This is a genomic window from Spirillospora sp. CA-128828 (genome assembly GCF_050945415.1).
Lineage (GTDB): Bacteria > Actinomycetota > Actinomycetes > Streptosporangiales > Streptosporangiaceae > Spirillospora.
Genome location: NZ_CP191986.1, coordinates 5,002,728 through 5,015,021, shown reverse-complemented (window position 1 = coordinate 5,015,021; position 12,294 = coordinate 5,002,728). Strand labels below are relative to the sequence as shown.

General features: G+C 74.1%; 12 protein-coding genes. 7 read left to right on the top strand and 5 right to left on the bottom strand.

Annotated features, from left to right (window positions below; genetic code table 11):
• Position 1: 1 nt before the first annotated feature.
• Positions 2–1,501: a TldD/PmbA family protein gene (locus tag ACQPXG_RS24620; protein ID WP_433461471.1), complete on the bottom strand. Its 1,500-nt coding sequence runs from the start codon at positions 1,499–1,501 to the stop codon at positions 2–4.
• Positions 1,502–1,658: 157 nt separating this feature from the next.
• Here ACQPXG_RS24620 and ACQPXG_RS24615 point away from each other — a divergent pair, with 157 nt between their 5' ends.
• Together ACQPXG_RS24615 and fabI are read left to right on the top strand one after the other, a co-directional pair.
• Positions 1,659–2,363 carry a beta-ketoacyl-ACP reductase gene (locus ACQPXG_RS24615; RefSeq protein WP_433461470.1) on the top strand — a complete coding sequence of 235 codons (705 nt, stop codon included), beginning with the start codon at positions 1,659–1,661 and terminating at the stop codon, positions 2,361–2,363.
• A gap of 5 nt (positions 2,364–2,368) precedes the next feature.
• A complete protein-coding gene (gene fabI / locus ACQPXG_RS24610; RefSeq protein WP_433461469.1) occupies positions 2,369–3,157 on the top strand; it encodes an enoyl-ACP reductase FabI in 789 nt (262 codons plus the stop codon).
• A gap of 27 nt (positions 3,158–3,184) precedes the next feature.
• Here fabI and ACQPXG_RS24605 read toward each other — a convergent pair whose 3' ends face one another.
• The 3 genes from ACQPXG_RS24605 to ACQPXG_RS24595 form a co-directional block, all read right to left on the bottom strand.
• A complete protein-coding gene (locus ACQPXG_RS24605; protein WP_433461468.1) occupies positions 3,185–3,817 on the bottom strand; it encodes a hypothetical protein in 633 nt (210 codons plus the stop codon).
• A gap of 107 nt (positions 3,818–3,924) precedes the next feature.
• A complete protein-coding gene (locus ACQPXG_RS24600; RefSeq protein ID WP_433461467.1) occupies positions 3,925–5,829 on the bottom strand; it encodes a helix-hairpin-helix domain-containing protein in 1,905 nt (634 codons plus the stop codon).
• A 127-nt stretch (positions 5,830–5,956) separates the two neighbouring features.
• Positions 5,957–6,916 (bottom strand): aldo/keto reductase, encoded by a 960-nt coding sequence (locus tag ACQPXG_RS24595; protein WP_433461466.1) that lies wholly within the window; start codon positions 6,914–6,916, stop codon positions 5,957–5,959.
• A 130-nt stretch (positions 6,917–7,046) separates the two neighbouring features.
• Here ACQPXG_RS24595 and ACQPXG_RS24590 point away from each other — a divergent pair, with 130 nt between their 5' ends.
• Entirely contained in the window at positions 7,047–7,679 is a 633-nt protein-coding gene (locus ACQPXG_RS24590; RefSeq protein WP_433461465.1) for a hypothetical protein, read from the top strand.
• Positions 7,680–8,199: 520 nt separating this feature from the next.
• Here the strand turns inward: ACQPXG_RS24590 and corA are convergent.
• A complete protein-coding gene (corA, locus tag ACQPXG_RS24585) occupies positions 8,200–9,171 on the bottom strand; it encodes a magnesium/cobalt transporter CorA (protein WP_433461464.1) in 972 nt (323 codons plus the stop codon).
• A 72-nt stretch (positions 9,172–9,243) separates the two neighbouring features.
• Between corA and ACQPXG_RS24580 the strand changes: the two genes are divergently transcribed.
• From ACQPXG_RS24580 to ACQPXG_RS24565, 4 genes are all read left to right on the top strand, one after another.
• Positions 9,244–9,957, top strand: coding sequence for a histidine phosphatase family protein (locus ACQPXG_RS24580; RefSeq protein ID WP_433461463.1), 714 nt, complete (start codon positions 9,244–9,246; stop codon positions 9,955–9,957).
• A gap of 10 nt (positions 9,958–9,967) precedes the next feature.
• Positions 9,968–10,516, top strand: a complete 549-nt coding sequence (locus ACQPXG_RS24575) for a DUF3090 domain-containing protein (protein WP_433461462.1) — start codon at positions 9,968–9,970, stop codon at positions 10,514–10,516.
• Between the two features lie 123 nt (positions 10,517–10,639).
• Positions 10,640–11,431, top strand: coding sequence for an SCO1664 family protein (locus ACQPXG_RS24570; protein WP_433461461.1), 792 nt, complete (start codon positions 10,640–10,642; stop codon positions 11,429–11,431).
• A gap of 47 nt (positions 11,432–11,478) precedes the next feature.
• On the top strand, positions 11,479–12,243 hold the full coding sequence (locus tag ACQPXG_RS24565) for an NRDE family protein (RefSeq protein ID WP_433461460.1): 765 nt from the start codon (positions 11,479–11,481) through the stop codon (positions 12,241–12,243).
• The last annotated feature ends 51 nt before the right edge of the window (positions 12,244–12,294 follow it).

The window sequence follows — 12,294 nt, the reverse complement described above, 5'->3', positions numbered from 1 at the left end:
CTCACTGGCCGGCCTCCTTCAGCGCGTTGAGGATGTTGACCCCGCGGAACAGCGCCGACGGGCAGCCGTGGCTGACCGGCGCGACCTGCCCGGGCTGGCCCTTGCCGCAGTTGAACGCGCCGCCGAGCACGTACGTCTGCGGGCCGCCGACGGCCTCCATCGAGTTCCAGAAGTCGGTGGTGGTCGCCTGGTAGGCGACGTCGCGGAGCTGCCCGGCGAGCCGCCCGTTCTCGATCCGGTAGAAGCGCTGCCCGGTGAACTGGAAGTTGTACCGCTGCATGTCGATCGACCAGCTCTTGTCGCCGACGATGTAGATGCCGCGCTCGACGCCGGAGATCAGCTCGTCGGTGGAGGGGCCGTCCTCGGCGGGCTTGAGCGAGACGTTCGCCATCCGCTGGATCGGCATGCTGGACGAGGCGTCGGCGAACGCGCAGCCGTTGGAGCGGTCGGCGCCGGTGAGGCGGGCGATGCGCCGGTCGGTCTGGTACCCGGTGAACAGCCCCTCGGAGACGATGTCGAACGCCTGGGTCCGCACGCCCTCGTCGTCGTAGCCGATGGTGGCCAGGCCGTGCTCGACGGTCCGGTCCCCGGTGATGTTCATGACCTTGGAGCCGTACTGCAGGTTCCCGAGCTTGTCGGGCGTCGCGAACGAGGTGCCGGCGTAGGCGGCCTCGTAGCCGAGCGCCCGGTCCAGCTCGGTGGCGTGCCCGATCGACTCGTGGATCGTCAGCCACAGGTTGGACGGGTCGACGACGACGTCGTACACGCCCGGGTCGACCGACGGTGCCGCGAGCTTCTCGGCGAGCAGCTCGGGGATGCGGGCGAGTTCGCCGTCCCAGTCCCAGTGCTCCCCGGACAGCCACTCCCACCCGTACCCGGCGGGCGGCGCGAGCGTGCGCATCGTGTCGAAGAGGCCGCCGGCGATGCCGACGGCGGTGACGACGGGGTGCAGCCGGACGCGCTGCTGGGTGGTGACCGTCCCGGCGAGGTCGGCGAAGAACTTGTTCTCCTTGACCTGCAGGAGCGTGGCGTCCACGTGGTCGACGCGGTCGTCGCCCAGCAGGCGGCGGCTCCAGCCGGACAGCAGCGCGACCTTGTCGGCGGTCGGCACGTCGAACGGGTCGGTCTCGTAGGCGGAGATCCACGTGCGTTCGCCGTGCACGGGTTCGGGCGCCAGCTCGATGGGCTCGCGGTTGACGGCCTTGGCGACGGCGGCGACGCCGACGGCCTGCTCGGCGACGCGGGCGGCGCCGCCGGGCGTCAGGTCGATGCCGGCGGCGAAGCCCCAGGTGCCGTCCTTGACGACGCGGACCGACAGGCCGACGTCGTCGGCGTCCAGGGCGGTCTCCAGCGCGGCGTCGTGCAGGCGGAGTGTCTGGCTGCGGATGCGCTCCAGGCGGAAGTCGGCGTGCTCGGCGCCCAGCTCCCGGGCGCGGGACAGGGCCGCGTCGGCCAGCGCGCGGAGCGGCAGCGCGGTGAAGGCGGGATCGATGTCATGCACCCTCCGCAACCTACCTCCCGCGCCCGCTGCTCCGGGGCCGCGCGGCGGCGAACAAACCGGGGTGACGGATCTTGTCGGTTCGGCACATCCGCAGGGGCGCCGCGGGCCCGCTAATGTCGTTCCGCAGCCAGCAAGCAGCACAACGAGAGGGTCGTGTATGAGTCGCTCTGTCCTCGTGACCGGGGGTAACCGGGGCATCGGCCTGGCCATCGCCCGCGAGCTCGCCGCGGCGGGCGACACGGTCGCGGTCACCTACCGGTCCGGCGAGCCGCCCGAGGGACTGTTCGGCGTCCGGTGCGACGTGACGAGCGCCGAGGACGTCGACGCGGCCTTCTCGAAGGTCGAGGCGGAGCAGGGCCCGGTCGAGGTGGTCGTCGCCAACGCCGGGATCACCAAGGACACGCTCCTGGCGATCATGAGCGAGGACTCGTTCACGTCCGTCCTCGACACCAACCTGACCGGCTCGTTCCGCGTGGCCAAGCGGGCCGTGAAGGGCATGATGCGCAAGCGCGCGGGGCGGATCGTGCTGGTCTCCTCGGTCGTGGGGCTGATGGGCTCGCCGGGGCAGTCCAACTACGCCGCGTCCAAGGCCGGCATGGTCGGGTTCGCGCGTTCGCTCGCCCGCGAGCTGGGGTCGCGCGGGATCACGGTGAACGTGGTGGCGCCCGGGTTCGTCGACACCGACATGACGTCGGTGCTGAGCGAGGACCAGCAGAAGGCCATCACGGCCGCGATCCCGCTGGGGCGGATCGCGGACCCCGGAGAGATCGCCAAGGCCGTGCGGTTCGTGGCCAGTGAGGACGCCGCCTACATCACCGGGGCCGTGATCCCGGTCGACGGCGGCCTGGGAATGGGGCACTGACGGTCATGGGAATCCTCGAAGGCAAGCGCATCCTGGTCACCGGCGTCCTCACCGACGCCTCCATCGGCTTCCACATCGCGCGGATCGCGCAGGAGCAGGGCGCCGAGGTGGCGCTGACCGCCTACCCGCGGCCGACGCTCACGCAGCGGACCGCCAAGCGGCTCCCGTCCGGCCCGGACTCGCCGCCCCCGGTGATCGAGCTGGACGTGACGAACGCCGGGCAGCTCGACGCGCTCGCGGGGAACCTGCGCGACCACGGCTTCGACCACCTGGACGGCGTCGTCCACGCGATCGCGTTCGCGCCGCAGACCGCGCTCGGCGGCACCTTCCTGGAGACGCCGTGGGAGGACGTGGCGACCGCCGTGCACGCCTCCACGTACTCGCTGAAGTCGCTGACGATGGCGTGCCTGCCGCTGATGAAGGACGGCGGCTCGGTCGTCGGGCTGGACTTCGACGCCAGCAAGGCGTGGCCGGTGTACGACTGGATGGGCGTGGCGAAGGCCGGCCTGGAGTCGTGCGCCCGCTACCTGGCCAAGTACCTGGGCCCGCAGGGCATCCGGGTGAACCTGGTCGCCGCGGGCCCGCTCGCCACGATGGCGGCCAAGAGCATCCCCGGGTTCGAGGGCATGACCGAGATGTGGCCGCAGGCGGCGCCGCTCGGCTGGGACATCAAGGACAGCGAGCCCACCGCCCGCGCGTGCGCGGCCCTGCTGTCGGACTTCTTCCCCGCGACGACGGGCGAGATCGTCCACGTCGACGGCGGCCTGCACTCCATCGGCGCCCCGTCGGCGTGAGCGCCGTCCGAACGAGCGCCGCGCCGCTCAGCGGGCGGCGCGGCGGCGGCGCAGGGCGCGGCCCGCGACGCTGATGTTGAGGGAGCCGACCGCTCCGGCGGCGCCCGCCGCGGCGGCGACCAGGAGCATCTGGCCGTCGTCGCGCCCGGAGGCGGCGACGGGCGAGATCAGGCGTGTCTGCGGCATGGCGGCCGTCCTGCCGGCCGGGTACCGGTAGGCGTTCGGGTCCGCGGCGATCTCGGGCAGGACGCCGGGCACCCCGGGCGCCGTGGACGGGGTCTGCCCGGAGTACGGCTCGAACCCTCCGGGCCCCGTCATGGTGGACGGCCCTGACGGGCTCGCCGCCCGGCCGCGGCCCGGCGACGACGACGGCTTGCGCGGAGCCTTGGCGGGCGCCTTGTGGGGCTTCTTTGCGGAGGGCTTCTCCGGTTTGGGTTTCGCCGTCTTCGGCGGAGTGGGCTTCGGCGCCGGGCTCTTCGGGGTGAGGGCGTCGCGGAGGTTGCCGAGGTTGCACTTCCAGTTCTCGATGGTGCTCTCGGGGTCGACGCCCTTCTTGCACGTCTCCGCCGCGTCGGCCGCCGGGGCGGCGAGGACGAGGACCAGCGCCCCCGCCGAGACCGCCGCCGACGCCGTTCCGAGCCGCCTGAGCCGCTGGGGCATGTCGTTCCTCCACCCGCACCGATGCCGTCCCTGACCCTGTTGACATCGTGTCCCATACGGGGTGGTCCGTAAACCGCGGCACAACGGTTTCTTTACCCGTCAGTACGTCACTGGATCACCAGCCGTGCCAGCCTGGTGCGCCGGGCGGGCGCCCCGTTCTCGCGGACGGCCCTGGCCAGCGCGGGTCCGGCGGCCTGGACGACGGACAGATGCCGGCGTGCCAGCCCGAACGCGGTGGCCACCAGCGGCCGCGACAGCCCGTCCGCGGACATGACCGCGACGACGGCGGGGCGCCGCGTCCCGCGCGCCGGCGCGACGGGCACGGCCCAGCCGTGCCGCAACCGGGACGCGTCCGCCGGGGCGACCACCGCGGCCCCGCCGGGGAACTCGATCTCCAGCCCGTGCGGGCCGCCGCCGGTCACCACGCCGGTCTCGCCGAGCGGAGCGTGCGGGAGCGGGGCGGCGACGACCACCCGGTCGCCGGGGTCCATCCCGCCCAGCTTGCCGGGGCCCGGGTTCAGGCGGGCCTTGAGGGCGGCGTTGAGCGCGCCGGTGCCGGCCTCGCCGCCCGCGGCCGGCGCGACGACCTGGACGTCCTCGACCGGGATCCCGAGGGCCCGGGGGATCGAGCCGGTGACGAGCTGGACGGCCCGGTGCACCGCCTCGCCGGGGCTTTCGGCGGGCACGATGACGACCTCGCGCTCGGGCGCGTCGACGGCGGTGAGGTCACCGCCGCGCACCGCCGCGGTCAGCGCGCCGAGCGGGTCGGACGGCGGCGCGGCGTCCAGCGTCACCACGGGCACGGCCTCCGACGCCTCCAGGTCGTCCAGCGGGCGGCCCGGCCCGGTGGGCGGCGGGGCGTCCGGCTCGGCGCACAGCATCAGGTGGGCGCCGTCGGGGCACGCCTCGGCGAGCACCGCGCACAGTTCGACGTCGAGCGCGGAGCCGTCCGCCACGATGACCAGATCGAGGTCGAAGGGATGCTGCTCGCCGCGCCGGTAGACCACGGCGCCGGGCGCGTCCGGTGCGTCGTCGAGCGGCTCCAGCAGCCGGTGCAGGCTGGTGACGGTGACGCCGTCCGCGTCCCCGGTGAGATCGGCGGCGAGGTCGGCGGCGGCGCGGTCGGTGGGCGCGGCGACGGCGGTCCGGACGCCCTGCGACGCGGCGGCGGCCGCGATGCCGGTGACCGCGCGCGCCAGGTCGTCCGGCGTCCCCCGCAGGATGCTCACGCCGGTGCGGAGCGCGGCGGTGAGCGCGAGGGACCGGTCCTCGGGCAGCCCGTCGCGCAGGCCCTTCACCGCGGCGTCGTCCAGGAGCGGCGCCGCCGTGAGCGTCAGCCGCTGGAGGCCCTCGGCCGCGGCCTCCTCGGCGAGCGCCCACCGCGCCGGGCCGAGCGTCTCCTCCGGCTCCGGCGGCTCGGCGTCCTCCTCGAAGGACTCCTCGTCGAACGCGGGCTCCTCGGTGAGCGACAGGACCTCCGCCTCGTCCAGCGCCGCCTCGATCGCGCCGCGCGGGTCGGGGAACCGCGCGCGTTCCAGCGCGGACAGCACCTCGGCGGCGGGCGTGACCGTGTGGCCGGCGCGGGCCGCCTCGGTCAGCAGGTGAAGGACGAGCGCGCCGCCGCGCCGGGGGTCCCCGGGCTCGGCGCCGTCGCCGAGGAGGGCGCGCGCGAAATGGTCGGCCTGGCCGGGCTGGACGCCCGGGACGCGCAGCAGCCGCCACGGGTCGGCGCGCAGCAGCCCCGCGGCGTCGGGCCCGAGCCCACGGGCGGCCCGCGGGGCGAGCGCGGCGGGGACGCCCGTCTCGGTGAAGAGCGCGGTGAGCGCCTGCAGGTTCTCCTGCGGGGTCCGGTCCTCGCCGGGCGGCGGGGCCGGCGCGGGGTCGCGGGCTTCACCGTCCGGGCGGGGCCGGTCGTCGAGCGCCCGCGCGGCGGCCTCGGCGGCGCGCATGGCCTCCGCGGCGCGCGCCGCCCGCTCGGCGGGGGAGGGGGTCTCGTCAGGGGTGTCGGTCACGGGCTTCCCGTCGCGGCTGATCACGGTTGGCGGTGGACCGTCCCGAGCGTGCCACGGACGGTCCCGGGGGTCACTTAGAACACGGCGTCACTGACAACACCGGGCACTGCGAGGACGGGGTCCACGATCACAGGTGGGAGGGTGTGTCGGAGAGGTCGGAGACGTCGTCCAAGGCGCGGCGGATCTCGTTCGGCAGCGTGAGGTCCTCGCTCTCCAGGATCGCGCCGAGCTGCGCGGCGGTCCGGGCGCCGACGATCGGCGCCGCGACCCCCGCGCGGTCGCGGACCCACGCGAGCGCGACCGCGAGCGGGGAGCGGCCGAGGCCCTCGGCGGCGGTCACCACCGACTCCACGATGCGGGCGCACTCCTCGTCCAGGTAGGGCTGGACGAACTCGGCGAAGTGCGGGGCGGCGGCGCGCGACCCGGCGGGGATGCCGGTGCGGTACTTGCCGGTGAGGACGCCCCGGCCGAGCGGCGACCACGGCAGCAGGCCCGCCCCGGCGTCCAGCGCGGCGGGCACGACCTCGCGCTCGATGTCGCGGCTCAGCAGCGAGTACTCCAGCTGCGCCGACACGACCGGCGCGCGGCCCGGCCAGGCCCGCTGCCACGCGGCGGCCTTGGAGACCTGCCAGCCCGCGTAGTTGGACACCCCGACGTACCGCGTCCGGCCGGTCGCGACCGCCTCGTCCAGCGCCGACAGCGTCTCCTCCAGCGGCGTGGCGGGGTCGTAGACGTGCAGCTGCCACAGGTCCACGTGGTCGAGGTCCATCCGGTCGAGGGAGGCGTCCAGGGCGCGGAGCAGGTGCCTGCGGGAGCCGTCGTAGCGGCCGTTCGGCCTGATCGCGGCCTTGGTCGCGATGACGAGGCCGTCCCGGTCGACGAGTTCGCTCAGCAGCCGGCCGAGGATCCGCTCGCTGTCGCCGTCGTTGTAGACGTCGGCGGTGTCGACCAGGGTGCCCCCGGCCTCCATGAACGCGACGAGCTGCGCCGCCGCCTCGTCCGGGTCGGTGTCCTGCCCCCAGGTCATGGTGCCGAGGCCCAGCCGGGACACCAGCAGCCCGCTCCGCCCGAGGTGACGCTCCTTCATAGGCGGCCAATCTAGCGGTCCGCGCGATCCCGGCGGAAAGTGAGCATCCGTCACGTCCGGCTTCAGCCCCGCCCATCGATCCTGGTGAGTTCCGCTGGCGCCGGGTGCCGCCGGGCTAGAGTGCGCAGCCATGGCGCCACCCCCGTTCTCGATGTACTCGCCGAAGACCCCGGACGGCGACGGCGGGCCGCCCGTGGCTCCGGTGTTCGGCGCGGGCCCCGCCGACGACCCCGGCTATCTCGGCTCGCTGCGCGGCGGGACCGAGCTCGGCCGGGTGCGCCTGATGATGCTGGTGCTGCTGGCCGCGCCCGTGCTCATCCTGGCGATCATGCCGCTGATCGTGGAGGACGGCCGCGGGGACGCCCCGCCGTGGATCTACGCGCCGCCGGCCGCGGCCGCCCTGCTCGCGCTGCTGGCCGGGCCACGGGCGCCGCGCCCGATGGCGCCGGGCGCGGAGCCGCCGGCGGCGGCGATGACCGCGCTGCTGATGTTCCGGCAGGCGGTGCTGCTGCGGTTCGCGCTGGCCGAGGGCGTGATCCTGCTGGGCCTGCCCCTGGCGATGGTCGGGCACAGCGAAACGGTGTTCGTCGCCGGGTTCGTCCTCGGCTACCCGCTGCTGGTCTGGCTGGCGCTGCCCACGCGCGGCATGGTGGAGCGGGTGCGGCGCCGCCTGGAGGCGCGGGACGCCGAGTCCCACCTGTGGGCGGTCCTCCTCGCCGCGCCCCCGCCTTCGGGCGCGACACCGCCCGCCGCGGGCCGGTAGTCCAGTCCGGGGCCGCGTTACAGGCCGCTCACGGCCGAGCAGGTGGCGCCTCTGGGCGCTTGCCTTACGGCGCCGGGTTCACACGGTCTCTTCTGGCCCGGGTTTCCCCCGGAGCTGCCCCGTCTCAGGGGCACAACTGAGAGAGAAGGGTGGTAGAGCCCTAATGATTCACGTATACAACGGCTTACCGGCGACCGGAGCGCCTCAGGCGTCTCCGTTCGCCGGGTGGCCGGCGACCGTTCCCGTCACCAACGGGGGGCTTCCGAGCTTCCCTTGTGCCGGGTGGCCGGTGACCGCTCCCATCACCACCGGAGCGCCGCCGATCGTCCAGGCGTGCGACAAGCCTGGGCACCTGCAGACGACATGCATGTTCTGCCAGACGTCGTACTGCACGGTATGCGAGAGTCACAGCTGCTAGTCCCGACCGGTACCAGGCCCCGCGTGGCCTGGGCGGTGAGCAGCTGATCTACACACCGGCCCCTCGGCGCACATGCCGAGGGGCCGGCCTTTGCCTCCGGCCTTACAGCCAGCCGCTCTTGCGGAGGCGGCGGAACAGCAGGACGCAGATGACGGCCATCACGGCGATGACCAGCGGGTATCCGATGGTCCAGTGCAGTTCGGGCATGTGGTCGAAGTTCATGCCGTAGATCCCGGCGATCGCGGTCGGCACCGCGATGATCGCGGCCCACGCGGAGATCTTGCGCATGTCCTCGTTCTGCTGCTTGCCGAGCAGCGCCAGGTGCGCGGTCAGCACGCTGTTGAGCAGCTCGTTGTGCGCGTCGACCTGCGAGTCGACGCGCAGCAGGTGGTCCAGGACGTCGCGGAAGTACTCCCGGGTGCTGCCGCACTCGGCGACCCGGCCCTTCACGATCTCCTGCAGAACGGGGATCAGCGGGTCCTCGGCGCCGCGGAACTCAAGCACCTCCCGCTTGAGGTTGTAGATGTCGGCGGTGACGTCCCGCGCGCCCGGGTCGAACACGGCCCGCTCCAGCCCGATGATGTCGACCTCGACTTCGTGGGCGACGAGGCCGTAGCGGTCGACGACCTCGTCGCACACCGCGTACAGGACGGCGGTGGCGCCGTGCTTGAGCAGCTCCGGGCTGTCCTCCAGCCGCTTGCGGACGAGGCCGAGCGGGTTCCCCGCGCCGTGCCGGACGGTGACGACGAAGTCGCGGCCGAGGAACACCATGATCTCGCCGACCTCGATGTCGGACGTCTCGTCGATGTACGCGAGCGTCTTCAGCACGACGAACAGCGTGTCGTCGTAGCGCTCCATCTTGGGCCGCTGGTGCGCGGTGACCGCGTCCTCGGAGGCGAGCGGATGCAGCATCAGCTCGTCCTTGACCAGCTCGAACTCGTCCTCGTCGGGCTCGAACAGGCCGATCCAGAGGAAGCAGTCACCGTCCGCGCGCGCGGCGTCGAAGGCGTCGCTGATGTCGCCGTCGATGTCGTGGCGCTTGCCGCCCGCGTAGATGGCCTTGTCGACGATCACAGTGTGCATTCTTCCGCATTCGGACGCCTGCCCGTGCCGCCCGGCCGGGATGATCTCCTAGAGTGAACCGGTGTGACGACGCTTCTCCTGGTCCGGCACGGCCTGACCGCGATGACCGGCCCGGTGCTGGCCGGATGGACGCCCGGCGTCCGCCTGGACGACCGGGGCCGCGCGCAGGTCACCGCCCTCGCCGCCCGCCTGGCGCGGCTTCCGCTGGCCGCCGTCGTGTCCAGCCCCCTGGAACGCTGCGCCGAGACGGCCGAGGCCATCGCCGCCGGGCACGCCGGGCCGGTCGGGAAGATCGAGACGGACGAGCGGTTCGGCGAGGTCCGCTACGGCGACTGGACGGGCCGGCCGCTGAAGGAGCTGGCCGAGGAGCCGCTCTGGCGGGTCGTCCAGGCCCACCCGTCCGCCGCGCGGTTCCCCGGGGAGGCCGGCGAGTCCCTGGCCGGCGCGCAGCACCGCGCCGTCACGGCCGTCCGCGACTGGAACGCGCGGATCGCGGCCGAGCACGGCCCGGACGCCCTGTACCTCGTGTGCAGCCACGGCGACATCATCAAGTCGGTCGTCGCCGACGCCCTCGGCCTGCACCTGGACCAGTTCCAGCGCATCCAGGCCGACCCGGCGTCCCTCACCGTCATCCGGTACACCGAAACGCGCCCGTTCGTCGTCCGGGTCAACGACACCGGAGGCGATGTCGCCGGGCTCGTTCCCGAACCGCGGGAGGAAGGTTCCGGGAAAGACGGACTCGGTCCGGGCGACGCGGTCGTCGGCGGCGGCGCGTAGGGTCGGTGTCATGCCCGTCATCTCCTACGACCTGCCGGAGCGGTTCGTCGCCGGCGCCGTCGGGCGGCCAGGCGACCGCGCCTTCTTCCTGCAGGCGCGCTCGGGCCGCCGCGTCACCAGCGTCGGCCTGGAGAAGTTCCAGGTGACGCTGCTGGCCGAGCGGCTGGAGGAACTGCTGGACGAGGTGCTGCGGCGCGCCGGCGGGGAGTCCGCCGTCCCCGCGGTCGCCCCGTCCGATCTCGAGGACGACGGTCCCCTCGACCAGCCCGTCGAGGAGGAGTTCAAGGTGGGCACGATGGCGCTCGCGTGGGATCCCGACGACGAGCAGGTCGTGATCGAGGCGCAGGAGGTCACCGAGTCCGAGGAGGAGACCGAGGTCGGCGAGGACGATCCCGCCATCGCGGTGCTGCGGGTGCGGATCAGCCCGGCGCAGGCCCGCGCCTTCGCCGAGCGCGCGCTGAAGGTCGTCGCGGCCGGGCGCCCCCCGTGCCCGCTGTGCGGCCTGCCCCTCGACAGCGAGGGGCACGTGTGCCCCCGCCAGAACGGATACCTCGGCTGAGATGACACCCCTGCGAACGGACCGCGCCCGGACGCGCGTGTGCCGCCGTCCCGCCGGGCCCGGTGCGGCGGAAACAGGCCCGCCGCGCTGGATCATGGGCGACGTGGCCGGGAGAATGAACGCATGACGCAGTCCTCCCGGGACCGGGCACCCGCCGGCGACGTCGCCGGGCAGGGCGGGCCCGCCCGCCCGGTGTCCCCGCGCGACGTCGCCGCCGCCGAGGGGCTGCTGTCGGCGGGGCGCCTCGCCGTGGAGGGCCGCCTCGTCCAGGCGTCCAACGCCACGCTGTACTGCTCGATCGAGCACGACGGGCTGTCGGCCAACTGCGTCTACAAGCCCGTCGCGGGGGAGCGGCCCCTGTGGGACTTCCCCGACGGCACCCTCGCCGAGCGGGAGGTCGCCGCCTACGAGGTATCCAAGGAGATGGGCTGGGGCACCGTCCCGCCGACCGTGCACCGCGACGGTCCCTACGGGCCCGGCATGGTGCAGCTGTGGGTGGAGCCCGACCCCGACGTCGACCTCGTGTCGCTGTCGCGGTCCGACGACGAGGCCATCCGCCGCATGGCCGTCTTCGACGCCGTCGTCAACAACGCCGACCGCAAGATCGGCCATCTGCTGCCGCCCGGCGACGGCCATGTGTACGGCTGCGACCACGGCGTCTGCTTCTCCGTCGACTACAAGCTGCGCACGGTGCTGTGGCAGTGGCGCGGCAAGCCCCTCACCCCCGAGGCCCTCGACGCCCTCGGCCGGGTCGACGCCGGGCTGCGCGGCGGCGCCCTCGGCGCGCGGCTCGCCGAGCTGCTCACCGCCGACGAGGTCGACGCCACGCGCCGCCGCGTCGAGCTGATGCTGAAGCACCGCATCCACCCCTATCCGCCCGAGGACTGGCCCGCCATCCCCTGGCCGCCGCTGTAGCCCGCCCCGGCCTGTGCGGGTTTTTGGGGGAATGCTCCAATTGGGGCATGTGCACTGCGATCATCAGTGTCGATCCCTCCTCCCCGGTCCCGGTCCTGCTCGTGGGCGTCCGGGACGAGTTCGTCGCCCGCGACTGGGAGCCGCCCGGGCGGCACTGGCCGGACCGGCCCGGCCTCGTCGGCGGCCGTGACCTGCGGGCCGGCGGCACCTGGCTGGCGGTGGAGCCGGACGCGCCGCGCGTCGCGGTCGTGCTGAACGGCCGCGGCCGGATGGCGCCCGAGGCGGGCCGCGCGACGCGCGGGGAGCTGCCGCTGCGCGCCGCCGCCGACGGCAAGCTCGGCGACCCGGACCTCGCCGCCTTCGACCCCTTCCACCTCGTCCTCGCCGAACCCGACCGGGTGCGCCTGTGGAGCTGGGACGGCACGGCGCTCGGCGAACGCGGCCTCGGCCCCGGCCTCCACCTCATCGTCAACAGCGGCCTGGAGGGCGAGGGCCAGCTGGAAGGGGAGACCGAGGACGCCTACATGGCGGCGCGGCTCGCGCACTTCCGGCCACGTCTGGCCACGACGCCACGCCCCGAGCCCGGCCCGGACGAAACCGTGGAAAAGGCGTGGGGTGCGTGGCTGCCGCTGGTGAACGGCGACGGGCTGCCCCGAGCCGACCACCGCGCCCTGCTTCCCCTGCTCGACCTGGGCGACGGCCGCGTCTGGGGCACCACCTCGGTCAGCCTCGTCGCGCTCGGCAGGGCCGGCGTCCGGTACGACTTCTCCGCCGCACCCGGCGACGGCGCCGCCTGGTCCCGCGTGCGGTAAGGACACGGTGACCCGTCCGGTCGGCGGCTACGCCTGCGATCAATCACCCTG

What these genes read in the sequence shown, in the direction of transcription:
- ACQPXG_RS24615 (WP_433461470.1), top strand. Translation starts at nt 1,659, where the DNA reads ATGAGTCGCTCTGTCCTCGTGACCGGGGGTAACCGGGGCATCGGCCTG.
- fabI (WP_433461469.1), top strand. Translation starts at nt 2,369, where the DNA reads ATGGGAATCCTCGAAGGCAAGCGCATCCTGGTCACCGGCGTCCTCACC.
- ACQPXG_RS24605 (WP_433461468.1), bottom strand. Translation starts at nt 3,817, where the DNA reads ATGCCCCAGCGGCTCAGGCGGCTCGGAACGGCGTCGGCGGCGGTCTCG.
- ACQPXG_RS24595 (WP_433461466.1), bottom strand. Translation starts at nt 6,916, where the DNA reads ATGAAGGAGCGTCACCTCGGGCGGAGCGGGCTGCTGGTGTCCCGGCTG.
- ACQPXG_RS24590 (WP_433461465.1), top strand. Translation starts at nt 7,047, where the DNA reads ATGGCGCCACCCCCGTTCTCGATGTACTCGCCGAAGACCCCGGACGGC.
- ACQPXG_RS24575 (WP_433461462.1), top strand. Translation starts at nt 9,968, where the DNA reads ATGCCCGTCATCTCCTACGACCTGCCGGAGCGGTTCGTCGCCGGCGCC.
- ACQPXG_RS24570 (WP_433461461.1), top strand. Translation starts at nt 10,640, where the DNA reads ATGACGCAGTCCTCCCGGGACCGGGCACCCGCCGGCGACGTCGCCGGG.
- ACQPXG_RS24565 (WP_433461460.1), top strand. Translation starts at nt 11,479, where the DNA reads ATGTGCACTGCGATCATCAGTGTCGATCCCTCCTCCCCGGTCCCGGTC.